Genomic DNA, 24,012 nt, shown 5'->3' on the forward strand with positions numbered 1-24,012 from the left:
CTTGAAATGACTCGACATTAGGTGATTCGATAAGAGTGTGATATGTTTAGCCGTGCACAACGATAGCAGATTGACCCATTCAAAGCCACCAGGCGAGAGCCGCCGTCAGTGGATTAGCGGCCTTGTGGTCGTCGCTGCGACAATCATTTCGTTTGTCGGATTTGCGCGCGTCTCGATCGGTTGGACGCTTGCGGTATCAACTCTCGTTTTGGTCGCGCTGCTGGTGTTTCTATGGTTTGTTGGGGGCAAAAAGAGGCCCTGATCTTGTCGGCGGCAAGGGTGACAAAACTCTGCGAACTCTATGCGAGCCTGGAATTGGTAGCCAAGCTTTTCCGTCGTATCGTTCACGATATTGCACTTCAATTTTCATCGGAACGCCTTCGGCCAACTGAAGGGGAAGCGTGCGATCGTGGATTGCCTGTAGGACCGCTTTGTCGGTCATAAGCGCGGAAAATTCGAGGCCTTCACGGGCGAATGTCCATCGACGCTCGCTAGGCAACAGAACAGGCTTAACGAGAATGACATCCCAAGTGGCGGTGCGCCTTTCAGTGGCCGCGACAAATTCGCCCCCGTCGCCGTCCCAAAGTCCGCTGCGTTCTGCAAACTCACTGCGGGGAACGCTGTATATTTGGGAGCGGTCATGTCCATTGAGGACGCGAACACCGCTAAAGGCAGGCTCATCCTGCATCACACCCCAAAAACGAGCTGATTGACGCTGGAGATCAACAGACTCCGCCATGTTCCTATTGATCTCTTCGAACACCGCCATCTGATCTGGAGGGATACGAGAATCCGGTGTCATGGCATTCGTGATCGTCACCACTAGAACGGTGCTGCCGATCAAGCCGCCCAACGTGATTGCCGCTTTCTTGAAAAGTGGAAATTCGTCGCCGCCTTCACCGATGCGCTCAGCCGCATCGTGCAATTTACGAAGCGCCAACTTGAACATCTGACTGCCGGGCTCGACACCGACCAATTCGACCGAAAGTCCGGTTTCAGGCTCTGCAACGGCAGCGGCAGCGCGAAGAACATCGACAAAGGCGGCTATCGCCTCCGCTACTGAATCAGCTTCTGGAGCGCGTTCTGGAACAATTTCCAATTTGAGAATTAGGTCTTCTTGAACCACGGAGCCCCTCCCCCTCAGGAGAAGCTATTCCCATTCATACCCTTACGTCAATCACGTATGCGAAGGGGATAGACGCCAAACAAGTTCAGGGTGACGATTCGATCATGGATGCAGCGAAGTTCGATTCCACCACATTAGCTGCCGCGTGCAGCAATATATTCAGCTTCGGTTTGAAGACCGCGAAGGACTGCCTCGCCATCCCCATCGACAGGTGGGTGGATTGCCAGGGCGCGCCAGCTGCCGTTTCTCCTGATCGTCATGGCCGCGCGGGCGAGGTCGGGGTTGCCAAACGAAGCGCATCGTCAGGCAGTCCGACCCCGCCCGTCGCGGCCCCACGGCCCGCCCGCGCTAGATCAGCCCTAACCCTGGAGCACGAACGTCACGCTCATCTGCTTCCATTGCTCGACGGGCACGTCGCCGCGCGTCGCGGGCTTGAAGCGCCAATTGCCGAGTGCCTGCCGGCGCGTCGCGTCGAAGAAGGCGTCGCTCGTCGCCGAGACCTTCTCGATCTGCTTCACCCGCCCGTCGACGCCGATCAGCACGCGCACCACCACGCGGCCTTCGCGCCCCGCGCGCTGCTCGGACGGCGGATAGGGCGGCTGGAAATCGGCCGCATGGCGCGGATCGATTGTCGCGCCGACCAGCGCCAGCGGTGACGGGCTCGGCTGCACCGCCGGCCCGTCGTCGAGCCCCACGATCGGCCCGGGATTGAGCGGCAGCGACGGCGTGATGTCGATCGGCGGTGTCAGGTGGGGCACCGGCACGTCGGGCTTGGGCACATAAGGCAGCGGCGCCGGCGTCGCCCGGTGCGGCGCAGCGCTCGGCTGCGGTTGGGGCGGCGGAGGGGGCGGGATCGGAATGAACTCGATCTTGATCGGCGGCTCCTTGTGGCCAACCACATTGGGCGCGGCGTAGATCAGCGCCAGCACCACCGCGCCATTGACGAGCAACGAAGCCCCGAGGCTGACCGGTTTGATCCCGCGCGCCCCGGCATGACGATCCGCATACATGGCCTTTCTCCTGGTCATCGGGAATCGAAATTCGCCGCAGGGGAATCGTCACCGCGAACTCGTTTCAGGGTCCATGGCGCCCCACCACCATCAAGCGTCTCGGTTGGCGTTGCTCCATGGATGCCGAACCAAGTTCGGCATGACGACACTTTTTAGGCGAGCTTCAATTCCACCATATTTGGCATTCTCCTGTGCTTTCGCCCGTCTCTGCGGCCGGGTCGATTGACATGATACAACGTAACGGCAAACACGACAAATGCTTTCACGCCAGTCCCTTGTCGGTTTTCCTCAGTCGGTCGTCAGACGCGCCAGCGCCCGCTCGCGGCCGATCAGCGGCAGCAGCGCGGCCATGTCCGGCCCATGATCGCGGCCGGTCAGCGCCTGGCGCAGCGGCAGGAACAGCGCGCGCCCCCTGCGCCCGGTCTCGTCCTTCAGCCGTGCGGTCAGCGTGTGCCAGGGATCGCCGGCCCAATCGATTTCGGCGGCGACGGCGCGCGCCCGGGCGAGATAATCGCGGTCCTCCGCGGCGGCGCTCCGCTCGATCGGTCCCTCGACGACGTGCCACCAGTCCGCCGCTTCGGCGACGACCGATAGGTTGGGCCGGATCGCCAGCCACGCCGCCGCGTCCATCCCCGCCGGGAGCCGATCGGCGACCTCGGCGAAATCGAGCTGGTGGACGATCCGGCTGTTGACCTGGGCCAGCTCGCTCTCGTCGAACCGCGCCGGCGCGCGCCCGAACCGCGCGAAATCGAACGTCTCGATCAGCGGCGCGGCATCGGTCAGCGGTTCGACCGGGTCGCTCGTCCCGATCCGCGCCAGCAATGCGCGCACCGCCGCCGGCTCGATCCCGCTCTCGCGAAACGTGTCGACGCCCACCGAGCCGAGCCGCTTCGACAATTTGCCCTCGCTGCCGACCAGCAGCGCCTCGTGCGCGAAGGCCGGTGCGTCGGCGCCCAGCGCCGCGAACATCTGCAGCTGCAGCGCGGTGTTCGACACGTGATCCTCGCCGCGCACCACATGGGTCACGCCCATCTCGGCATCGTCGATCGCCGAGGGCAGCATGTAGAGCCACGAGCCGTCAGCGCGGCGCACCACCGGGTCACTCATCGTCCTGGGATCGAAATGCTGCGGCCCCCGGATCAGGTCGGTCCATTCGATCATCGCGTCGTGATCGAGCTTGAACCGCCAGTGCGGCCGCACGCCTTCCGCTTCAAGCGCCGCACGATCGTCCGGGGTCAGCGCCAGCGCGGCGCGGTCATAGACCGGCGGCAACCCGCGCCCGAGCAGGATCTTGCGCTTGAGCTCGAGCTCCTGCGCGGTCTCATAGGCCGGATAGAGCCGCCCCGCCGCGACCAGCTCGGCGAATCGCGCCTCGTAGAGCGCGAACCGGGCGGATTGCCGCTCCTCGCCATCGGGCGTCATGCCCAGCCAGTCGAGATCGGCGCGGATCGCCTCGACGAACCGTTCCTCGCTGCGCTCGCTATCGGTATCGTCGATCCTGAGCACGAAGCGCCCGCCATTCTGCCGCGCCCACAACCAGTTGTGCAGCGCGGTGCGGATGTTGCCGACATGCAGCCGGCCGGTCGGCGAGGGGGCGAAACGGGTGACGACGCTCATGCCGGCTGCGCTTACGCTCGCGTCACGCCGCCGGCAATGCCCCCTTCCTGTCACCGTCTTGTCGCTTTAAGGGGACGCGAACCAGGCGGGGAGCGACGCACATGAAATTGATGGCCGGCAATTCGAACCTTCCGTTGGCGCGCGATATCGCCGCTTATCTCGAACTGCCGTTGACCAACGCCCTGGTCCGCCGCTTCGCCGACGAGGAAATCTTCGTCGAAATCCTCGAGAACGTCCGGGGCGAGGATGTCTTCATCCTGCAATCGACCGGCTTTCCCGCCAACGACAATCTGATGGAGCTGCTGGTCTGCATCGACGCGTTGAAGCGCGCCTCGGCCAAGCGGATCACCGCCGTCGTTCCCTATTTCGGCTATGCCCGGCAAGATCGTAAGCCCGGCCCCCGCACCCCGATCTCGGCCAAGCTGGTCGCCAACCTCGTCACCGTCGCGGGCGCCGATCGCGTGCTCTCGGTCGATCTCCATGCCGGGCAGATCCAGGGCTTCTTCGATATCCCGACCGACAATCTCTACGCCGCGCCGGTGATGTCGGCGGATATCAAGGCGCGGTTCGAAGGCCATAACCTGATGGTCGTCTCGCCCGATGTCGGCGGCGTGGTGCGTGCCCGCGCGCTCGCCAAGCGGCTGGACAACGCCCCGCTGGCGATCGTCGACAAGCGCCGCGAGCGCGCCGGCGAATCGGAAGTGATGAATATCATCGGCGAGGTAGAGGGCCGCTTCTGCATCCTGATCGACGATATCGTCGATTCGGCCGGCACGCTGTGCAACGCCGCCGCCGCGCTCAAGGAGGCCGGCGCCGAGGACGTGGTGGCTTATTGCACCCATGGCGTGCTGTCGGGCGGCGCGGTAGCGCGGGTCGAAGGCTCGCAGCTTTCCGAGCTGGTCATCACCGATTCGATCGGCAGCCACGAGATGATCAAGGACGCGCGCCGCATTCGCCACCTGACCATCGCCCCGCTGCTCGCCGAGGCGATCCGCCGGATTGCCGACGAATCGTCGGTCTCGAGCCTGTTCGATTAAAGCATAGAGCGCCGCTCTTCTGTTCGCCCTGAGCTTGTCGAAGGGCGAGGGAGCGAGAAGCTGCTTCGGTGCGCCCAGCGCCAACGATGTCAGCGAGGAAGCAATCAGGCTCCCGACGCTTCGCCGAACATCCACAGGGCTGGCATGGCGCTGGCCTCGCCCCTATAGGCTCGCGTCATGGAGCGGCTCGATGGCGGCACGGCGGTCCCGGCGCCTTTGCGCGGCGGCATCGTCGCGCTTGGTAATTTCGACGGATTTCATGCCGGCCACCAGGCGGTGGTCGGCCGCGCCGTCGCGCGGGCGCGGGCGGAGGGCCGCCCGGCGCTGGTCGCGACTTTCGATCCGCATCCGGTGCGCTTCTTCAAGCCGGACGTCCCGCCCTTCCGCCTCACCACGCTCGATCAGCGCCAGCGCCTGTTCGCAGGGGCCGGCGCCGATGCGATGCTCGTCTTTCATTTCGATGCCACGCTCGCGCGCCTGCCCGCCGAACAATTCGTCACCGAGCGGCTGCTCGGCCTGATCGGCGCCGCCGGCGTCGTCACTGGCGAGGATTTCACCTTCGGCAAGGGCCGCGGCGGCAATATCCAGGTGCTCGCCCAGCTCGGCGCAAAGCACGGCTTTTCGGTCGACACGGTCGGCGCGGTGGCGGATCACGGCCAGGCCGTTTCGTCGAGCCGCATTCGCGAGCTGCTGCAAGCCGGCGATCCGCGCGCGGCGGCTGAATTGCTGACGCGCCCTTTCGCGATCCAGGGCGTGGTCGAGCATGGCGACAAGCGCGGCCGCACGATCGGCTATCCCACCGCCAATCTGTCGCTCGGCACCTACCTGCGCCCGCGCTACGGCATCTATGCGGTGCGCGGGCGGCTGCCCGATGGCCGCGTGCTCGATGGCGCCGCCAGCCTCGGCATCCGCCCGACCTTCGATCCGCCCAAGGAATTGCTCGAACCCTATTTCTTCGATTTCGCCGGCGATCTCTACGGCCAGACGATCGAGGTCGAGCTGATCGATTTCCTGCGGCCGGAGGCGAAGTTCGATAGCCTCGAGGCGCTGACCGCGCAGATGGAGGCGGATTGCGAGCGGGCGCGGGCGATCCTCTCCAACCCGCCGTCACCCTGAACTTGTTCAGGGTCCATGGACCGGCATCCGCGTTGGCGGCGACGCTGTCGATGCGCCATGGATGCTGAAACAAGTTCAGCATGACGAAGCAGGAAACAGACGTTAAACGGCGCAACTCCATGAACGACACGATCGATACCAAGCGCGACTGGCGCGACACCGTCTTCCTGCCGAAGACCGACTTCCCGATGAAGGCCGGCCTCGCCGCCAAGGAACCGGGCATTCTCGATCGCTGGCAGCGGATCGGCGTCTATGACCGCCTGCGCGAACAACGCGCCGACCGCGAGCGCTGGCTGCTCCACGACGGCCCGCCCTACGCGAACGGCGACATCCACATGGGCCACGCGCTCAACAAGGTCCTCAAGGACATCATCGTCCGCTCGCAGAGCCTGATGGGCAAGAACGCGCCCTACGTCCCCGGCTGGGATTGCCACGGCCTGCCGATCGAGTGGAAGGTCGAGGAAGCCTATCGCGCCAAGAAGCAGAACAAGGACGAGGTGCCCGTCGCGCAGTTCCGCGCCGAATGCCGGGCGTATGCCGAGAAATGGGTCGACGTACAGCGCGCCCAGTTCGAGCGGCTCGGCGTGATGGGCGATTGGGACGATCCCTACCTCACGATGAAGTTCGACGCCGAGGCAGTGATCGTCGGCGAGTTGCTCAAGTTCGCCGAGAGCGGCCAGCTCTATCGCGGCGCCAAGCCGGTGATGTGGTCGCCGGTCGAAAAGACCGCGCTGGCCGAGGCCGAGGTCGAATATGACGATATCGTCTCGACGCAGATCGACGTCGCGTTCGAGATTGTGGAAGCGCCGAACGCGCCGGAGTTGGTCGGCGCGCACGCGGTGATCTGGACGACGACGCCGTGGACGATCCCGGTCAACCAGGCTTTGGCCTATGGGGAGGAGATCGAGTACGTTGTCGGCACGGCTTTCGCCGGTGAAGCTCAGTGGATCGGGTCGCCCAATCGGACAATCCCGAGTATCGAAGAACGCGGACGCGTTGTCATCGCTGAGCCTTTGATCGAAGAATTCGAGCATAGAACTGGATTGCATGTTGTTCGGTCGGTCGTGATCAAGGGCTCGCAACTCGCGGGCGCCATCGCACGTCACCCGATGCACCATCTCGGCGGGTTCTTCGCCAAACCCCGCCCTTTGCTCCCCGGCGATTTCGTCACCACCGATGCGGGCACCGGGCTGGTCCATCTCGCGCCCGATCATGGCGAGGACGATTTCCTGCTGTGCCGCCAATACGGCATCGATCCGGTGTTCGCGGTCGATGCGGCGGGCTTCTATCGTCCGGATTGGGCGTGGCTCGGCGGGCAGGGCAGCGTCATCAACAAGAAGTTCGTCGCTTCCGACGGCCCGATCTGTTCTGACCTGCGAGACGCCGGCGCGCTGCTCGCGGCGTCGGACGATTTCCAGCACAGCTATCCGCATTCGTGGCGCTCCAAGGCCAAGGTGATCTTCCGCTGCACCCCGCAATGGTTCATTCCAATGGACGGCAATATTCGCCCCTCCCCTTCAGGGGAGGGGATGGGGGTGGGGGATGCCTCGCAGAGCGGGGCGCCGGCCGGACTGCCCCACCCCAACCCCTCCCCTGAAGGGGAGGGGCTTTCGAACCAGCCCACCCTCCGCGATCTCGCCCTCGATTCGATCGAGCGCACCCGCTGGGTGCCCACGCGCTCGAAGAACCGCATCCGCGCGATGGTCGAAGGGCGGCCCGACTGGGTAATCTCGCGCCAGCGCGCCTGGGGCGTGCCGATCGCGCTCTACGTCAACCGCGCGACCGGCACGTATCTCAACGATCCGGCCGTCAACGCCCGCATCGTCGAGGCCTTCCGCGCCGGCGGTGCCGATGCCTGGTTCGAGGCGGACCATCAGGCGCTGCTCGGCCCCGACTACAATCTCGACGATTACGAGGTTGTCACCGACATCCTCGACGTGTGGTTCGATTCGGGTTCCACCCATGCCTTCGTCATTGAGGCGCGCTACGGCGAGGGCGTTCGCGCCGACCTCTATCTCGAAGGCTCGGATCAGCATCGCGGCTGGTTCCAGTCGTCGCTGCTCGAAAGCTGCGGCACCCGCGGCCGCGCGCCCTATGATGCCGTCCTCACCCACGGCTTCGCGCTCGACGGGCAGGGCCGCAAGATGTCGAAGAGCCTCGGCAACGTCGTCGATCCGCTCAAGATCATCCAGGAATCGGGCGCCGACATCCTGCGCATGTGGGTCTCCTCGACCGATTATTTCGAGGATGTGCGGATCGGCAAGGAAGTGCTGAGCACCGCGTCCGACGCCTATCGCAAGCTCAGGAACACCTTCCGTTACCTGCTCGGCGCGCTCGATGGCTTCGACGAGGCGGAGAAGCTCGACATCCACAAGATGCCCGAGCTGGAGCTCTACGTGCTCCACCTACTTGGGCGCCTCGACGTCGCGTTGCGCGATGCGGCGGAGAAGTTCGAGTTCAACCGCTATCTGCGCCTGCTCACCGATTTCGCGCAGGACGACCTCTCGGCCTTCTATTTCGATATCCGCAAGGATTCGCTTTATTGCGACGCCCCCGGCGACGTGAAGCGCCGCGCCGCGCGCACCGTGTTCGACCTGCTGTTCCACGCGTTGGTCCGCTACGCCGCGCCGATCCTGTGCTTCACCGCCGAGGAAGTGTGGCAATCGCGCTTCCCCAGCGAGGACGGCTCGGTCCATTTCCTCGAATGGCCCGATCTACCGGCGCTGCCCGGCGACGATGCGATCAGCACCAATTGGGAAGACGTGCGCCGCCTGCGCGAGGCTGTGACTGAGGCGATCGAGCCCTTGCGCCGCGAAAAGGTGATCCGTTCCAGCCTCGAGGCCGAGGTGACGGTGCCGCACCTGCCGCTCCCGGCCGGGGCATTGGCCGAGGTGTTCATCGTCGCGAAAGTCGCTAAAGGTGATGGCGTGAGCGTGACCCGCACCGATTATCACAAATGCGGCCGTTGCTGGCGGCTGCTCCCCGAGGTGACCGAAGACGGCGCCTTGTGCCACCGCTGCGCCGAGGTGGTGGCGTGACGCGCACGATCCGCCTCTGGGGCTTTGCCGCCGCGGCGCTGGTGTTCGTGCTCGATCAGGCGATCAAGCTCGTCGTCACCGGGCCGCTGCAGCTCGATTACAATGGCGCGGTGATGGAGATTCTACCGATCTTCAACCTGCGCTTCGTCGCCAATATCGGCGTATCGCTGGGACTGTTGCAGGCGAACAGCGATACCAGTCGCTGGCTGCTCGTCGCGCTGACCGCCGCGATCGCGATCGGCGTCACCATATGGATGCTGCGCGAGAAGGTGCGTGCCGACGTGATCGCGCTCGGCATGGTGCTGGGCGGCGCGCTGGGCAACATCCTCGATCGCGTGCGGCTTGGCTATGTCGTCGATTATGCCGATTTGCATTTCGGCGCGTGGAAGCCCTTTTTGGTCTTTAATCTCGGCGATGCGGCGATTACGATCGGCGTCCTGATCCTTTTGGGGCGCGCGCTGGTGGCGCGCGACAAGCCGAAGGCGCCGCGAGCTTCTGTGGAGAATAGCAATGCGTAAGATGGTGCCGATTGCCTGCGGGCTGGGCCTGGCCGTGGCGCTCGCCGGATGTGCGGGCAGCAAGGGCATCGGTGGTGGTCCCAACGAATTCGAGGTCGCGCGCGAAGCGCCGCTCGTCATTCCGCCCAATTTCTCATTGCGTCCGCCGCAACCGGGCGCTGCCCGACCGCAGGATACCGATCCCAGCGCGGCCGCGCTCGCCGCGATGTTTGGCGGCCCGGCGCCGCGCAGCACGGCGGAGACGGCCGCGCTCAACGCTGCCGGTCAGGATGCCGCCGATCCCGGCATCCGCTCGGCGGTTGGCGATCCCGGCACCAATGTCGTCAATATGGGCTCGACCACGCGCGACATCGAGGCGGCGCCCGCTGGCGATGGCCAGGAAGCAAGCACCTCGACGCAATAACCTGCGTCGGACGGAATCAAAAAGGGGGAGCGGCGTGCCGCTCCCCTTTTCATTTCGGTTGTCGATGAACGCTCAGAAGCTCACGCCGACATAGGCCAGCACGGTCGATCCGCGCGCCAGCTTTTCATCGAACCGGCCGCCGAGCGCCGATACTTTGGCGTGGCTGATGTCGGTGTCCATATAGGTCACGCCGACCTTGAACGGGCCACCGACTGCTTCCGCGGTGAGCGAGTAATCGAGGTAATTGTCGTCATTGGCGTCGAGATTGACGTAGCCCAGCGACCCGGCGGTGTAGCCGACATGGCCCGTCACCGTCACCGGCGTGCCCGGGATGCCGACGCCAGCCTGGCCGTAGACATAGGTGCTGTCGTCCTTGTTGATCAGGCCCTTCTGCCCGCTCCAGGCATAGTTGACGCCGACCTTGGCCGAGACCGGCCCGATGCCGTAGCTGATCGAGGCATAGGGCTCAAAGAAGTCGGTGTTCACGCCCTTGTCGCCGTCGGGATAGTAATAATAGAGCAGGCCCATGTCGAAGCCGAACCCGTTGTCCAGCGTCTTCGTGTAGCCGCCGTAGAGATCGACCTCGGCGCCGCCGTAACCGGGCAGCGAAACCTTGTCGTCGATCGTCGAGACCCAGGTGCCGACGTAGAGGCCGCTCGAATGGTTGATGTTCACCGTGCCCTGGATCGCGCCATCGCCGTCGGTCTGCGAGATGCCGCGGAAACGATAGTCCGAGGTCAGCGTCACGCCGCCGGTAACGGTGAACGGCTTGGGTGGTGCGGTGTCCTGCGCGAACGCGGGCGCAGCGGTGGCGGCGAGCAGCAGCGCGCCGAGCGAGATCGTGGAGATGCGCATCTTGTCCCTTTCGAAAGGTGCTTTGCGACGTCCCCGCCTGCCGTCACCCTGGTTGCAGCGCATCGTTTTTCACGGCCAGCGCCGTTGTGCACACATCCCCGGGTAACGACACAATAGTGCCGATTTCTGTTGCGGCGCACAACAGCCTTTCATCGCATAACTGTCACATTCGCCCCTCTGTTGCGCATTCGCAACAGTGCGGGTCAGGTGGACGGCGGCGTTGGAAACGAGCGAACGTGCAGGTCGCGTTGCGGGAAGGGGATCTCGATCTCGTGCTCCTTGAACAGGCGCCACAGCCGTTTGAGCACGTCGGAACGAACGTTGGTGACGCCGTCCTCGGGGTCGGTGATCCACAGCCGGATCTCGTGATCGACCGAGCTATCGCCGAACGCGATCAGCTGCACGACGGGCTTGGGGCTCTTGAGCGCACGCGGCGATTCGCTGGCGGCGCGCAGCATCAGTTCCTGCGCGAGGTCGAGATCGGCGCTGTAGGCGACGCCCACCGGGATGTGGACGCGCACCTTGCGGTCCGAATAGGACCAGTTCTCCACCTCCTGGGTCATCAGGTTTTCGTTCGGGATCAAATGCTCCTTGCCGTCGCGGGTGACGACCGAGACGGCGCGCACGCCGATCTTGTTGACCCAGCCGAAGCTCTCGCCGACGACGATCACGTCGCCCGGCTTGATCGATCGGTCCATCAACAGGATGATGCCGGCGATCAGGTTGCCGACGGTTTTCTGCAAGCCGAAGCCCACCGCGAGGCCTAGCGCGCCCGAAAACACAGCGAAGGTGGTGAGGTCGATCTGCAGCAGGTCGATGCCGACGAAGAAGGCGACGATGATCACCGCAATCCCGGCGAGCTTCTGGATCAGCAGCTTCTGCGTCGGATCGAAGCTCTGGGTCTTGGTGATCGAATGTTCGATCACGCGGTTGGCGACGCGCACCATCGCCACCAGCGCGATGCCGCCGATCGCGATCATGATCGCCGACAACAGCGAGACTCGGCGGCTGCCGGCGGTGAAGCCGATCGAATCGAGCACGGCGAGCAGGTTGAAGTTGCTGGTCGCGTGGCGGATCGTGCTCGACAGCACCAGCACGAACAGCGCCGCGGCGACCAGCCATGTCGCCCAGCGCGGCAGCTGCAATCCGCGCAGGATCGCGCGCGCGCACAAGGCCACGGCGGCGCCCATCGCCAGCCCGATGGCGATCGCGGCGGGCGTGCTCCACACCCAGGCGTTGGCGAGCAACGCCAACAGCAGCGCGATCGTGGCATAATGAGTGACGGCGCCGAGCTGGTCGCCCAGCCCCTCGCGATGTTCCCCGACGAACCGCCGCCACAGCCCGGTCAGCCGCGGGCCGAGCGTGCGCCCGGCAAACCAGCCGCACAGCAGCGCCAGCGCGATCAGGCCGATCGCGATTCCCGCCTGGATCAACGCGTCGGTGGACGGCATGGCGATGCCGTTTTCCGCCATCCAGTGCGTGATCGGATTCATCCGCGTCGATCCCGGAACAGGGAGAAGGCGCGATCGAGGTCGGCAATCAGGTCGTCCGGCTCTTCGAGGCCGATGTGCAGCCGCACCAGCGGCCCGCCGAAGTCGGTCTCAGCCACGCTGCGCACCGGATCGCAGGGGATCGCGAGGCTTTCATAGCCGCCCCAGCTGAAGCCGATGCCGAACAGGTCCAGCGCGTCGATGAACGCGGCGCGCGATGCTTCGTCGCCGTCGGCGAGCGCGAAGGCGAACAACCCTGTGGACCCGGCAAAATCGCGCACGAACAGGTCATGGCCGGGGCATGACGGCAACGCCGGATGCAGCACGCGGGCGACCTCCGGCCGGTCCGCGAGCCAGTGCGCGATGGCCAGCGCGCTCCGCTCGTGCTGCGCCAGCCGCACCGCCATGGTACGGATGCCGCGCGCGCCGAGCCAGGCGTCGTCGGGGCTCGCCGTCTGGCCGAGTTGATAGGTCGTCGCGCGCAGCCGCGGAAACCATTCGGCATTGGCCGTCACTGATCCCAGCATCGCGTCCGAATGGCCGACGACATATTTGGTCGCGGCCAGGATCGTCAGGTCGATGCCCTTTTCGATCGCCGGGAAATAGAGCGGCGTCGCCCAGGTATTGTCGAGCAGCGTCACCAGCCCGCGCGCCCTGGCCGCGGCGACGATCGCCGGCACGTCCTGCACCTCGAAGGTCAGGCTGCCGGGGCTCTCCAGGAAGATCGCGCGCGTCTTGTCGCCGATCAGGTCGGCGATGCCCGCGCCGATCATCGGGTCATAAAGCCGCGTGGAAATCCCGAACCGCTTGAGCAGGCCGTTGGCAAGCGCGCGCGTCGGCTCATAGGCGCTGTCGACCAGCAGCAGTTCGTCGCCCGGGCCGAGCACCGAGAGCAACGCGGTCGAGATCGCCGCGACGCCTGATCCGTACAGCAAGGTGCCCGCCGCGCCGGGCTCGAGTTCGGTCAGCGCGTGGGCCAGCGACCATTGCGTCGGCGTGCCGCGGCGGCCGTAATAGAGTTTGTGGGTGGTATCGCCGCGGCCCGTCTCGCGCATCTCCGCGATCGAATCGTAGAGCACGGTCGAGGCGCGCCACACCGGCGGGTTGACGATCCCCTGAGTCCATTCGCGGCGGCGCCCGGCGGTCACGACGCGGGTTGCCGGCTTGATGTCGTCGCGCTTGCTCATGCCGGCCCCGTTGCCTTGGGCGCCGATGGTGTCGCGCCCCATTCGGCCCAGGAGCCGTCGTAGAGTGCCGCCTCGTGCCCGAGCAGATGCGCGCCGAACACCAGCGCGGCCGCGGTGATACCCGATCCGCAAGTCGCGATCAGCGGCTTGTCGAGGTCGATCCCCTGGTCGGTGAAGGCGCGGGCCAGCGCCTCGCCCTGCTTCCAAGTCCCGTCCGCGTTGAACAGCGTCGCATAATGCACGTTGCGCGAACCCGGGATGTGGCCGGCCTCGGTATTCGGCCGGCTCTCGGGCTCGGTGCCGGCGAACCGCGCGGGTGAGCGCGCATCGGCAACCTGCTCGCGGCCGTGATCGAGATTGGCCGTCATCGCTGCGAGGTCGCGGACCCGGCCGCGGTCGCTCACCGGGGCGAAATTGCCCGGCTCGGGCAGATCGAAACCATAGCCGATCGGCCGCTTCTCCGCGCGCCACTTGGCGAAACCGCCGTCGAGCACCGCGACGTCGCGTACTCCGAACAGCCGCAGCAGCCACCAGCCCCGCGCCGCGCTGTGCAGTGGCGAATCGTCATAGACGACGACGCGGCTGCCGCTGTCGATCCCCAGCCGGCTGACGCGCCCGGCGGCGTCGGCGTCGGACGGCACCATCGAGGGCAGGCTGCTCGCGGCATCGGCGAAGCCGGCCAGGTCCATGAACGCCGCGCCGGCGATATGATCCGCGGCATATTCGGCGCGCGCGTCGCGCTGGTGCTCGGGCAGATAATAGCTGGCGTCGATCACCCGGAGATCGGGATCGCCGAGATGTGCGGCCAGCCAATCGGTAGAAACGAGAGAATCCATATCGCGCAGACCCTAGACGCGCGTGTCTGCCTCGTCGAGCCGATCGAGGAAGGCATGCGCGGCGGCGCGGATCGCGCGCTTGTCCGCTGCCGCCATCTTCGCCCAGGTGCGATACGGCATCGCCAGCCGCGGGTTGTCGCCCAGTCGGGCTTCGTTGCGCGCGAGGAAGTCCCAATAGAGCGCGTTGAACGGGCAGGCATCCTCGCCGGTGCGCTGTTTGACGTCGTAACGGCAGCGCCGGCAATAATCGGACATGCGGTTGATATACGCGCCCGACGCGGCATAAGGTTTCGAGCCGAGCAGCCCGCCGTCGCCGAACTGGCTCATTCCCAGCGTGTTGGGCAGTTCGACCCACTCATAGGCATCGGCATAGACTTCCAGATACCATTGGTGGACCTGCGCCGGATCGGCGCCGATCAGCAGCGCGAAATTGCCGGTGATCATCAGTCGCTGGATATGATGCGCATAGGCGAGGTCGAGCGTTTGCCCGATCGCCTGCGACAGGCAGTTCATGTCAGTCTCGCCGCTCCAATAGAAGCCGGGCAGCGCGCGTTTGGCGCCGAGGAAGTTGCGGCGGACGTAATCCGGGCCTTCGCGCCAATAGATGCCGCGAACATATTCGCGCCAGCCGATGATCTGACGGATGAACCCTTCCGCCGCGTTCAGCGGGACGTCGCCATCGCGCCACCGCGCCTCGACCTTGCGGCACAGATCGAGCGGGTCGAGCAGGCCGGCATTGAGATAGGGTGAGAGGGTCGAATGCCACAGATACGGTTCGTCACTCAGCATCGCGTCCTGATAATCGCCGAAACGGGGCAGGGCGTCGTTCAGGAAGTGGCGCTGCTGCCGCATCGCTTCTTCGTGCGTCACCGCAAACGTGAACGTGTCGAGCGTGCCTGGATGGTCGGCGAAACGGTCGGCGACGAGCGCGATCACGGCCCGGGTCGTCGCGTCGGGACGAAATGCGATCGGACGCGGCATCAACAGGTCGCGTTCGGCGGGCTTGCGGTTTTCGCTATCGTAATTCCATATGCCGCCCGCAGGTTCGTCGCCGTTCATCAGCAGCCCGGTTTCGCGCCGCATCTCGCGATAGAAATATTCCATGCGTAATTGCTTACGACCCTCGCACCAGGCCTCGAACGCCGCATGGCTGGCGATGAAGCGTGTGTCCGCGCGGATCTCGACCGGCAGACCGAACAGGGTTTCCCAATTCTCCAGCATTGCCGCAACGCGCCATTCGCCCGCCTCGGTGACGATGATCCGCTCGGGAGCGTGCCGCTCGATCGCGCGGGCGATTTCGCCGGTGAAGCTGCCCGCATTGTCGGGATCGTCCAGCGGTACGTAATCGACTGTCCAGCCGAGGCCGCGAAGTCTCTCGGCATGGTGGCGCATCGCCGCCAGGATGAAGGCGATCTTCTTCTTGTGGTGGCGGACGTAAGTCGTCTCGTCGGCGACCTCCATCATCAGCACGACCGCGGAGGCTGCATCGACTCCATCGAGAGACGTGATCGCCGGGGTGAGTTGGTCGCCCAGGATCGGGATCAGGATCGTCATCGCCGCCGTTTCATTTCGCCGTCCCACCTCCTACATCCGCGCCATGACACCCAAGCATCTCGGCCAGGCCAGCCTGCTCCCCGCCAGTCCGGAAGAGGCGGAGCTCGATTATGTTCCCAATCCGCGCGCGGGCGAACTCTATCTCGTGCGCTTCGCGGCGCCCGAATTCACCTCGCTCTGCCCGGTCACCGGACAGCCCGATTTCGCGCATCTGGTGATCGACTATGCCCCGGCCGAGACGATCGTCGAATCGAAATCGTTGAAGCTGTTCCTCGGCTCGTTCCGCAATCATGCGGCGTTTCACGAGGATTGCACGGTCGGCATCGGCCAGCGGCTCACCGAAGAGATGAAGCCGCGCTGGCTCAGGATCGGCGGCTATTGGTATCCGCGCGGCGGCATCCCGATCGACGTGTTCTGGCAATCGGGGGTGCCGCCCGAGGGGCTGTGGCTCCCGGATCAGGGAGTTCCCGGATATCGCGGCCGCGGTTGACCCGGTAGCACGCCCGCCTTGACGCACGTTAGCGAGATTCGTCTTGCTGCACCGCAGCATTTGTGAAACCTTCGTATCATTGACGTGTTTCGATGCAAGGAGTTGAGTCGGGGTTCGCCTCTTGTTGCGTTAGCGAAAGGGTTATGATGGCGATCGTGCAGGATGATCTTCCCAGGACGCGGCATATCGCGCTGATCGGCAATTTCCTGCCTCGCAAATGCGGTATCGCCACCTACACGACCGATACCTACAACGCGCTCAAGGCACGGTTCCCCGATCTTCGGGTAGACGTCTATGCGATGGATGATCGTCCCGGCGCCTATGATTATCCCGCCGAGGTCACTCGCGCGATCGCGCAGAATGAGCGCGGCGCCTATCTCGATGCCGCGCGCGCGATCGAGGCGAGCGGTGCGCAGGCAGTCTGGCTGCAGCACGAATACGGCATTTATGGCGGCCCCGCCGGCGAATTGATCCTGGCGTTGCTCGATCGCGTCTCGGCGCCGTTGATCGTCACCCTGCACACCGTTCTCGAACAGCCCAATCCCGATGAGCGCCGCGTGCTCGAGGCGCTGCTGAAGCGCGCCGCGCGCGTCGTTGTGATGGCGGAGAAGGGGCGCGAAATCCTCGCGCGCGTCTATCAGGCCGATCCGCGCAAGGTGGTGATGATCCCGCACGGCGTGCCCGATCGCGCGCTGGCAGAGCCTGACGCGATCAAACCGCGCTTCGGCTGGCAGGGCCACAAGGTGGTCCTCACCTTCGGCCTGCTCGCGCCCGGCAAGGGGATCGAGACGCTGATCGAGGCGCTGCCCGCGATCGTCGCGGCCGAACCGTCGACACTCTATGTGCTGGTCGGCGCGACGCATCCCAATCTCGTCGCGCATGAGGGCGAGGCGTATCGCGATCGCCTGAAGGCGCTGGCCGCCGAGCTTGGCGTCGCCGGCAACATCGCCTTCGTCGATCGCTTCGTTGAGCAGGAGGAATTGCTCGATTACCTCCAGGCCGCCGACGTCTATGTAACACCCTATACTAACCCGGCGCAGATCACCTCGGGCACGCTGTCCTATGCAGTCGGCGTCGGCCAGGCGGTTGTGTCGACGCCCTATGTCCATGCGACCGAGATACTGGCCGACGATCACGGCCGGCTGGTGCCGTTCGGCGACAGCACGGCGATGGCGCACGAGATCGGTGCGCTGCTCGCGGATGCTGCCGCGCGGCGTGCGCTGTCCGAACGCGCCTATGCCCGCGGCCGGACGATGATCTGGCCGCGTCTCGCCGAAGCCGCGATGCGCGAGGTAGATGCCGCCGTCGCGTCCGCCCCGCGCCGCATCGCCCGCGCGGTGCCGGCCCCGCTCAAGCCGCTCACCCCCGATCTCACCGCGATCGAGCGGATGAGCGACGCGACCGGTATCCTTCAGCATGCGATCTATTCGGTGCCCGATCGCCGTCATGGCTATTGCATCGACGACAATGCCCGCGCGCTGATGCTGGTCACCCAGATGGCCGATCTTGTCGAAGAACTGCGGGATACCTGGACGACGATCTACGCCTCGTTCGTCCAGCATGCCTGGAATCCGGACACCCGCCGTTTCCGCAATTTCATGAATTACGACCGCAGTTGGTGCGAGGACGCAGGATCGGAGGATTCGAACGGGCGCACGCTGTGGGCGCTCGGCGTCGTCGCGCGCGATGCCGGGATCGTCAAGCATCGCGATTGGGCCGGCTCGATGTTCGATATGACGGCCGGGCTTGCCTTCGATCTCGGCAGCCCGCGTGCGCAGGCGTTCGCGATGCTCGGCGCTTCGGCGATGCTCGACACGCATCCGGATCATGCCGTGGCACGCCGCATCCTCACCACCTTCGGCGAGGAGCTGATGGCGTTGCTTGCCGAGGCGCGGCGGCCCGAATGGTCGTGGTTCGAGATCGTTCTTGCGTACGACAACGCGCGCTTGCCCGAAGCGCTGATCCGCGCCGGCGAGGCGCTGGGCCGTGATGACATGATGGCGCGCGGGCTCGAAACGCTCGACTGGATCGTCGCGCAGCAGACTTCGCCCGAGGGCCGCTTCCGCGCCGTCGGCACCGAAAGTTTCGGCCGCGCGTACGCCGAGCCGGCCGCGTTCGATCAGCAGCCGCTCGAGGCGCAGGCGACGATCGATGCCTGCGCGGCCGCCTTCGCCGTCACGCGCGATCGCCGTTGGGTCGCCGAGGCCGAGCGCGCATACCGTTGGTTCCTCGGGGTCAACGATCTCGATCTGCCGCTCGCCTCGCCGCAGGACGGCGGCTGCTTCGACGGGCTGATGCCGCACGGTGTCAATCGCAACCAGGGCGCAGAGTCGATCCTCGCGCTGCAACTCGCCTCATGCGCGATTTCGGCTCTTTCAAAGCAGGGCGGAACCGTGGCAGGACGGCCCGAGCGCGCCGTGGCCTGACTCGCGGCGCGCTGTTTGTTTGCGCAATACCGGGCGGGGCATGGCCGAGATTTTCTATCATTCGTTGCGGTTGCACGCCGATCCGTCGCGCGTCGTGGTGCGGCCTTTCCAGATTGGCTGGCAATCGAATGGCTCGGCGCCGAGTCGGGCCGAGCGGCTGGTCCATGAAGTGCTCGAGATGCCGGCAGGCGAGGCGCGCCAGCAGCTCGATCGCGTGCTCAAGGATTTCGAGGCGCGCCATTGGCAGACGCGGCGCGTGTTCATGACCCGCTATGACGAGATCGAGGCCGAGCTGAAGCTCGATGGCGCCGAGATCGGTGACGAGCGGCGCCAGTTGATCGGCGCCTATTTCTGCCACGAATATTCCTATGCCGCCGCGGCGCTGATGAACCCCAGCGCGGTGCCGCATTTCGATCAATCGGGCATGCCGCCGGGATCGATGCGCGTCATCATGTCGATGCGCGCGGTGGGGGAGGGGCACATCTCCTCGGTCGCCTTCCGCGAAGGCATCATCACCGACAAGGGCGAGCTGAAGCTCGCACCCGAGCCGCCGTTCGCCACCGCGACCGATGTGTTCGGCAAGCAGGAAATGCACATTCCCGAAGGCCCGGTGACGGTCCACCGCCATCGCGATTCGACGCTGTCGGGCACGGTGATCTTCCCGATCACCAAGGCGCAGTCGAACGGGCTCGAGGATCTGCGCCTCGTCCGCTTCGATCACGATGACAACACGTATGAATGGCTCGGCACCTATACCGCCTATAACGGCTCGCAGATCCAGTCCGAGCTGATGCGGACGCGTGATTTCCGCGCGTTCGAGCTGGTGCCGATGTCCGGTTCGGCGGCGCGCAACAAGGGCATGGCGCTGTTCCCGCGCAAGATCGGCGGGAGATACATGATGATCGGCCGGCAGGATGGCGAGAACCTGTTCCTGCTCGATTCGGACGATGTCACGCATTGGGAGGAGGGGCGCAAGCTGCTCACGCCCGAATATCCGTGGGAATTCGTCCAGATCGGCAATTGCGGGCCACCGATCGAGCTCGACGAGGGCTGGCTGCTGCTCACCCATGGGGTCGGCGCGATGCGCAAATATTCGATCGGCGCGGTGCTGCTCGACAAGGACGATCCGGCCAAGGTGCTCGGTCGCACCCGCGAACCGATCATCGCTGCCGCCGACGAAGACCGCGAGGGCTATGTCCCCAACGTCGTCTATTCCTGCGGCGCGCTGCGCCACGAGGACACGCTGTTCATCCCCTATGGCGTGGCGGATTCCTCGGTCGCTTTCGCGTTTGCGCCAATCAGCGCGATCCTCTCGGCGATGTAACCGCTCCTTATCGGCTACACTCCCGCCGTTCGCCCTGAGCGTGTCGAAAGGCGCCTGCCGCAAGAGAGCCGGGCGTGAAAACGCCCTTCGTGCTTAGTCTCGCACCAGGCCTCGCGTCCGGCGATAGAGCCACGCGAGCAGCGCGATGAACACGATCGTCCCGCCGATCAGCGCATAGGTTGCGAAGCCGTCGCCGACCAGCGCCAGCGGCGCATCGCTCCCCGATGTCGCGACGATCCCGGCGAACACCACGCCCCATAGCGATTCGCCGACGATCAGCCCGGTCGCGGTCAGCACGCCCATGCGCCGCGCGAACTCGGGGTTCGACGTGCGATCGGCCCAGCGATCGTAGAACAGCCCGACCACCGAGCCGACCACGGTCGGCAGGATCAGGCTCATCGGCAGATAGACCCCCATGCCGACGCCGAGCGGCGGCAGCCGCAGCAGCTTCAGCTTGCCCAGCACCTCGTCGAGCACGATCAGCCCGATTCCGGTCAGCGCGCCATAGCCGATCATCGCGGCGTTGAGGCTCCCGCCCAGCACGCCCTTGGCCAGCGCCGAGATCAGCGCGGCCTGCGGCGCCGGCAATGCGTTCGGCCCGGCATTGGCCGCGCCTGCGAACCCGAACGCGGTGTTGAGCAGGTTCAGCACCACCGGGATCACCAGCGCCCCGAACACCACGCCGATCACCAGCGCCACCTGCTGTTTCCACGGCGTCGCGCCGACCAGCTCGCCGGTCTTCAGATCCTGCAGATTGTCGTTGGAAATCGTCGCCACGCCGAACACCACGCCCGTCACGATCAACGCATAGGCGACCAGCGCCGCAGTGGTGTCGGGCGGGCTGTGACGCCCGAAGATGCCGACCAGCATCAGTGCCGCGCCGACCACCGACAGGATGCCGATCCCCGAAACGGGCGAGTTCGACGCGCCGATCAGCCCGGCCATATAGCCGCACACCGCCGCGATCAGCAGCCCGATGACGAGTACGAACACCAGCGCGCCGGCGATCACCAACACCGCCGATCCCGCGATCGGCCCGCCGGCGATCACGCTCCACAACAGCCAGGCGATCGGCGCCAGCATCGCGATCGATCCGGCGCCGACGATCCAGATCGGCAGATCGCGCTCGGTCAGCGCCAGCGTCTCGCCGCCGCGCCGCGCCGCGCTTGCCGCCATCGCCGATCGGATGCCGCCGATCACCGGCCCGGCGATCTTGACCAGCGTCCAGATCGCCGCGACGCCGATTACGCCCGCGCCGAAGAAGCGCACGTCCTGCGAAAAAATGGCATTGGCCCAATCGCCCGCGCTCGATCCCGGCATCGGGTGGTGCGCGGTCAGGATCGGCAGCAGCACCCACCAGCCGATCACCATGCCCAGCCCCATCGCGGCCCCGACCGAGATGCCGACCAGATGACCCACCCCGATCAGCGCCATCGACAGGCTGCCCGAAATCCCGGTCGCGCCCGCGCCGGCCTTGAAATAGGTCGCCGCCTCGCTGACCACCAGCCGCGTCTGCGTCAGGATCGCGAAGGCCGCCGAGGCGATGCTGTTGACGACCAGCACCGCCAGCCCCTTGGCACTTTCCTCCGCGCCCTCGCGGCTGCCCGATCCGACCCGCAGCACCTCCGCCGCCGCGCGGCCCTCGGGATAGGGCAGGTCGGTATCGACTACCAGCGCGCGCCTGAGCGGCACCGAGAACAGCACGCCCAAGATGCCGCCCGTCCCGGTGATCAGCGCGGTCGTCCAATAGGGAAAGCCCTGCCACCAGCCGATCATGATCAGGCCGGGCAGCACGAAGATGATCGCCGCCAGCGTTCCCGCCGCGCTCGCCACGGTCTGGACGATGTTGTTCTCGAGGATCGTCGAATCCTTGAACCCGCGCAGGATTGCCATCGAGATGACAGCGGCGGGAATCGAGGTCGCGAAGGTCAGCCCGACCTTGAGCCCCAGATAGACGTTCGCCGCGGTGAACAGCAGGGTAATCAGCCCGCCGAGGATGATCCCGCGCAAGGTCAACTCGGCGAGCGGCCTCGCGGTGCGGTCGTCGGTCATCGGCGGCATATCCCCTTGAAAGTCGTGTTGCCGCCATCGTGGCACAGATACGGCGCCGGGTGACAGGGATTTTGTGCCTCGCCGTCATTGCGAGGGTGCCGCGACGACACGACCCCAGGGCGCCGCGCGCTTCACTGCATTGCGTCGTTCCGCTCGTTACCGCGGCCGCGCCTCGGGATAGGTGCCGAGCAGCCGCACCCATTTGCTGTGATAGGCAAGCTCGTCCAGCGCGCGATCGACCGCCGGGTCGCCGGGCTTGCCGGCGATATCGGCGTAGAATTCGGTCGCCGCGAAGCTGCCGCCGCGCTGGTAGCTTTCCAGCTTGGTCATGTTGACGCCGTTGGTCGCGAAGCCGCCCATCGCCTTGTACAGCGCGGCGGGAATGTTCTTCACCTCGAAGATCAGGGTAGTGACGAACGGCCCGTCCCCGGTCAGTGCCTCGGCTTCGCGCGCCAGCACCACGAAGCGCGTGGTGTTGTGCTCGGCATCGGCGATATCCTCGGCGAGCCGCGTCAGCCCGTAGATCTCGGCCGCGCCCGGTGGCGCCAGTGCCGCCGTGCGCGGATCGGCGAGTTCGGCGACCCGTGCCGCGGCGCCGGCGGTATCGGGATAGGCGATCGGCTCGATCCCCTTGGCCTTGAGCCAATGCCGGCACTGGCCCAGCGCCTGCGGATGGCTCATCGCCTCGCGCACCTCGCCAACGCTGCCCAGCCCCATCAGCGCGTAGCGGATCGGCAGAAAATATTCGCCGGTGATGACCAGCCCCGATTCGGGCAGCAGGAAGTGGATATCGGCGACGCGGCCGTGCAGCGAATTCTCGATCGGGATGATCGCGCGCGCGGCGGTGCCGTCCTGCACCGCCTCGATCGCGTCGGCGAAGGCGAAGCACGGCAGCGGCAGGCAGCCGGGCAGCGCCTCGTTCGCCGCGATATGCGAATTGGCCCCCGGTGCGCCCTGGAACGCGACGGCGCGCTCGGGATGCGCGGCGGCTTCGGCGGACATGGCGGCGACGATCGGGCGCGCCGGTGCGGGATAATTTTCCATTGCGCTGGCGCGCGTAGCGGCGGTTGGCGGCGTCGGCAAGCGCGGCTTGCGATGGCGCCACGGCGATTCTAAAGAAAGGGCCCTTCCCATGGGCGGCCGGCTTCGGGGGCCCGTTCTTCAAGGACGCGACGACGACATGGATAATAGAACAAATACGATTGCGGGGTGGATTCTGGCGGGCTTTGCTTCGGCGCTGGGCTTGTCGATCGTCGGCGGCATGTGGCTGCATTCCGAAGCGCCGGAAAAACCAGGCTATCCGATCCAAGGGGTCGAGGAATCATCCGGCGATGCCGGGGCGGCGGTCGAGCCGATCGCCAATCGCCTCGCCAAGGCCGATCCGGCCAAGGGCGCGGAGGTGTTCAAGAAGTGCCAGACCTGCCACACGATCAACCAGGGCGGCGCCAATGGCCAGGGGCCGAACCTCTACGCCACGGTCGGCGAACCGATCGCGAAGGGCAAGAACGGCTTCGCTTTCTCCGATGCGCTGAAGGGCGTCGGCGGCACCTGGACTTTCGAGGCGCTCGACAAGTGGCTGACGAGCCCGCGCAAGTTCGCCAACGGCACCAAGATGACCTTCGCCGGCCTGTCCGATCCGCAGGATCGCGCCAATGTAATCGCCTATCTTAACTCGCAAGGCTCGAACCTGCCGCTGCCCAAGCCCGAGGCCGCGCCCGCCGCTGCTGACAACGGCGCTGCCGCCGCCAACGGTGCGGCGCCGGCCAGCGAGGCCGCGGCGGAGGACAATGTCACCTCGTCGACCAACGTCACCAATCAGGCGACGCCTGCGCCCGGCGCGCCCTCGGTCGACAAGCAGGCTGCCGTCGAGGCGAGCAAGGCCGGCAAATAAGGCTATCCGTCCCCCGGACTTGTTCGGGGGCCGGGTGCCGCG

The 24,012-nt window shown here is 65.8% G+C and carries 19 protein-coding genes; 9 read left to right on the plus strand and 10 right to left on the minus strand.

Annotated elements, in window-relative coordinates:
* Positions 1–229: 229 nt before the first annotated feature.
* The 3 genes from K7G81_RS11060 to gltX all read right to left on the minus strand — a co-directional run bounded on the left by K7G81_RS11060 (position 230) and on the right by gltX (position 3,753).
* The gene (locus K7G81_RS11060) at positions 230–1,126 is read right to left on the minus strand and encodes a hypothetical protein (protein WP_223030855.1); all 897 of its coding nucleotides are present in this window, start codon (positions 1,124–1,126) and stop codon (positions 230–232) included.
* A 359-nt stretch (positions 1,127–1,485) separates the two neighbouring features.
* Complete coding sequence (locus K7G81_RS11065; protein WP_223030856.1) at positions 1,486–2,136, minus strand: energy transducer TonB; 651 nt, start codon at positions 2,134–2,136, stop codon at positions 1,486–1,488.
* 288 nt (positions 2,137–2,424) lie between these two features.
* Positions 2,425–3,753, minus strand: coding sequence for a glutamate--tRNA ligase (gltX, locus tag K7G81_RS11070; RefSeq protein ID WP_223030857.1), 1,329 nt, complete (start codon positions 3,751–3,753; stop codon positions 2,425–2,427).
* Between the two features lie 101 nt (positions 3,754–3,854).
* Here gltX and K7G81_RS11075 point away from each other — a divergent pair, with 101 nt between their 5' ends.
* From K7G81_RS11075 to K7G81_RS11095, 5 genes are all read left to right on the plus strand, one after another.
* A complete protein-coding gene (locus tag K7G81_RS11075; protein WP_223030858.1) occupies positions 3,855–4,790 on the plus strand; it encodes a ribose-phosphate pyrophosphokinase in 936 nt (311 codons plus the stop codon).
* A gap of 177 nt (positions 4,791–4,967) precedes the next feature.
* The gene (locus tag K7G81_RS11080; RefSeq protein ID WP_223030859.1) at positions 4,968–5,906 is read left to right on the plus strand and encodes a bifunctional riboflavin kinase/FAD synthetase; all 939 of its coding nucleotides are present in this window, start codon (positions 4,968–4,970) and stop codon (positions 5,904–5,906) included.
* A 119-nt stretch (positions 5,907–6,025) separates the two neighbouring features.
* Positions 6,026–8,944 (plus strand): isoleucine--tRNA ligase, encoded by a 2,919-nt coding sequence (ileS, locus tag K7G81_RS11085; RefSeq protein WP_223030860.1) that lies wholly within the window; start codon positions 6,026–6,028, stop codon positions 8,942–8,944.
* Positions 8,941–9,462 carry a signal peptidase II gene (gene lspA, locus K7G81_RS11090; protein WP_369412091.1) on the plus strand — a complete coding sequence of 174 codons (522 nt, stop codon included), beginning with the start codon at positions 8,941–8,943 and terminating at the stop codon, positions 9,460–9,462. The genes ileS and lspA overlap by 4 nt, the downstream gene beginning before the upstream one ends.
* Entirely contained in the window at positions 9,455–9,865 is a 411-nt protein-coding gene (locus K7G81_RS11095; protein WP_223030862.1) for a DUF3035 domain-containing protein, read from the plus strand. Before lspA ends, K7G81_RS11095 begins: the two co-directional genes overlap by 8 nt.
* A gap of 72 nt (positions 9,866–9,937) precedes the next feature.
* Here the strand turns inward: K7G81_RS11095 and K7G81_RS11100 are convergent, their stop codons facing one another.
* From K7G81_RS11100 to K7G81_RS11120, 5 genes are all read right to left on the minus strand, one after another.
* Positions 9,938–10,720, minus strand: coding sequence for a TorF family putative porin (locus K7G81_RS11100; protein WP_223030863.1), 783 nt, complete (start codon positions 10,718–10,720; stop codon positions 9,938–9,940).
* A 203-nt stretch (positions 10,721–10,923) separates the two neighbouring features.
* A complete protein-coding gene (locus K7G81_RS11105; protein WP_255586925.1) occupies positions 10,924–12,213 on the minus strand; it encodes a mechanosensitive ion channel family protein in 1,290 nt (429 codons plus the stop codon).
* Positions 12,210–13,397, minus strand: a complete 1,188-nt coding sequence (gene metC / locus K7G81_RS11110) for a cystathionine beta-lyase (protein ID WP_223030864.1) — start codon at positions 13,395–13,397, stop codon at positions 12,210–12,212. The genes K7G81_RS11105 and metC overlap by 4 nt, the downstream gene beginning before the upstream one ends.
* Positions 13,394–14,233, minus strand: a complete 840-nt coding sequence (locus K7G81_RS11115; RefSeq protein WP_223030865.1) for a sulfurtransferase — start codon at positions 14,231–14,233, stop codon at positions 13,394–13,396. Before K7G81_RS11115 ends, metC begins: the two co-directional genes overlap by 4 nt.
* 12 nt (positions 14,234–14,245) lie before the next feature.
* The gene (locus tag K7G81_RS11120) at positions 14,246–15,787 is read right to left on the minus strand and encodes a cryptochrome/photolyase family protein (RefSeq protein ID WP_223030866.1); all 1,542 of its coding nucleotides are present in this window, start codon (positions 15,785–15,787) and stop codon (positions 14,246–14,248) included.
* A gap of 43 nt (positions 15,788–15,830) precedes the next feature.
* Here K7G81_RS11120 and queF point away from each other — a divergent pair, with 43 nt between their 5' ends.
* The 3 genes from queF to K7G81_RS11135 all read left to right on the plus strand — a co-directional run bounded on the left by queF (position 15,831) and on the right by K7G81_RS11135 (position 20,027).
* A complete protein-coding gene (queF, locus tag K7G81_RS11125; RefSeq protein WP_223030867.1) occupies positions 15,831–16,277 on the plus strand; it encodes a preQ(1) synthase in 447 nt (148 codons plus the stop codon).
* A 146-nt stretch (positions 16,278–16,423) separates the two neighbouring features.
* Positions 16,424–18,703, plus strand: a complete 2,280-nt coding sequence (locus tag K7G81_RS11130; protein ID WP_223031041.1) for a glycosyltransferase family 4 protein — start codon at positions 16,424–16,426, stop codon at positions 18,701–18,703.
* A gap of 40 nt (positions 18,704–18,743) precedes the next feature.
* Complete coding sequence (locus K7G81_RS11135; protein ID WP_223030868.1) at positions 18,744–20,027, plus strand: glycoside hydrolase family 130 protein; 1,284 nt, start codon at positions 18,744–18,746, stop codon at positions 20,025–20,027.
* A gap of 93 nt (positions 20,028–20,120) precedes the next feature.
* On the opposite strand, the gene K7G81_RS11140 is transcribed toward K7G81_RS11135, so the two are convergent.
* Together K7G81_RS11140 and K7G81_RS11145 are read right to left on the minus strand one after the other, a co-directional pair.
* Entirely contained in the window at positions 20,121–22,079 is a 1,959-nt protein-coding gene (locus tag K7G81_RS11140; protein ID WP_223030869.1) for an OPT family oligopeptide transporter, read from the minus strand.
* 156 nt (positions 22,080–22,235) lie between these two features.
* Positions 22,236–23,123, minus strand: a complete 888-nt coding sequence (locus tag K7G81_RS11145; protein ID WP_223030870.1) for a prephenate dehydratase — start codon at positions 23,121–23,123, stop codon at positions 22,236–22,238.
* A 136-nt stretch (positions 23,124–23,259) separates the two neighbouring features.
* On the opposite strand from K7G81_RS11145, the gene K7G81_RS11150 reads away from it, so the two are divergent.
* Positions 23,260–23,970: a c-type cytochrome gene (locus K7G81_RS11150; protein ID WP_223030871.1), complete on the plus strand. Its 711-nt coding sequence runs from the start codon at positions 23,260–23,262 to the stop codon at positions 23,968–23,970.
* Positions 23,971–24,012 lie beyond the last annotated feature (42 nt).

This window comes from Hephaestia mangrovi (assembly GCF_019880555.1).
Taxonomy (GTDB): Bacteria; Pseudomonadota; Alphaproteobacteria; order Sphingomonadales; family Sphingomonadaceae; genus Sphingomonas; species Sphingomonas mangrovi.

What these genes read in the sequence shown, in the direction of transcription:
- K7G81_RS11075 (WP_223030858.1), top strand. Translation starts at nt 3,855, where the DNA reads ATGAAATTGATGGCCGGCAATTCGAACCTTCCGTTGGCGCGCGATATC.
- K7G81_RS11100 (WP_223030863.1), bottom strand. Translation starts at nt 10,720, where the DNA reads ATGCGCATCTCCACGATCTCGCTCGGCGCGCTGCTGCTCGCCGCCACC.
- metC (WP_223030864.1), bottom strand. Translation starts at nt 13,397, where the DNA reads ATGAGCAAGCGCGACGACATCAAGCCGGCAACCCGCGTCGTGACCGCC.
- K7G81_RS11140 (WP_223030869.1), bottom strand. Translation starts at nt 22,079, where the DNA reads ATGACCGACGACCGCACCGCGAGGCCGCTCGCCGAGTTGACCTTGCGC.
- K7G81_RS11115 (WP_223030865.1), bottom strand. Translation starts at nt 14,233, where the DNA reads ATGGATTCTCTCGTTTCTACCGATTGGCTGGCCGCACATCTCGGCGAT.
- K7G81_RS11135 (WP_223030868.1), top strand. Translation starts at nt 18,744, where the DNA reads ATGGCCGAGATTTTCTATCATTCGTTGCGGTTGCACGCCGATCCGTCG.
- K7G81_RS11095 (WP_223030862.1), top strand. Translation starts at nt 9,455, where the DNA reads ATGCGTAAGATGGTGCCGATTGCCTGCGGGCTGGGCCTGGCCGTGGCG.
- gltX (WP_223030857.1), bottom strand. Translation starts at nt 3,753, where the DNA reads ATGAGCGTCGTCACCCGTTTCGCCCCCTCGCCGACCGGCCGGCTGCAT.
- queF (WP_223030867.1), top strand. Translation starts at nt 15,831, where the DNA reads ATGACACCCAAGCATCTCGGCCAGGCCAGCCTGCTCCCCGCCAGTCCG.
- K7G81_RS11065 (WP_223030856.1), bottom strand. Translation starts at nt 2,136, where the DNA reads ATGTATGCGGATCGTCATGCCGGGGCGCGCGGGATCAAACCGGTCAGC.
- K7G81_RS11145 (WP_223030870.1), bottom strand. Translation starts at nt 23,123, where the DNA reads ATGGAAAATTATCCCGCACCGGCGCGCCCGATCGTCGCCGCCATGTCC.
- K7G81_RS11105 (WP_255586925.1), bottom strand. Translation starts at nt 12,213, where the DNA reads ATGAATCCGATCACGCACTGGATGGCGGAAAACGGCATCGCCATGCCG.
- K7G81_RS11080 (WP_223030859.1), top strand. Translation starts at nt 4,968, where the DNA reads ATGGAGCGGCTCGATGGCGGCACGGCGGTCCCGGCGCCTTTGCGCGGC.
- K7G81_RS11120 (WP_223030866.1), bottom strand. Translation starts at nt 15,787, where the DNA reads ATGACGATCCTGATCCCGATCCTGGGCGACCAACTCACCCCGGCGATC.
- ileS (WP_223030860.1), top strand. Translation starts at nt 6,026, where the DNA reads ATGAACGACACGATCGATACCAAGCGCGACTGGCGCGACACCGTCTTC.
- K7G81_RS11130 (WP_223031041.1), top strand. Translation starts at nt 16,424, where the DNA reads ATGGCGATCGTGCAGGATGATCTTCCCAGGACGCGGCATATCGCGCTG.
- K7G81_RS11150 (WP_223030871.1), top strand. Translation starts at nt 23,260, where the DNA reads ATGGATAATAGAACAAATACGATTGCGGGGTGGATTCTGGCGGGCTTT.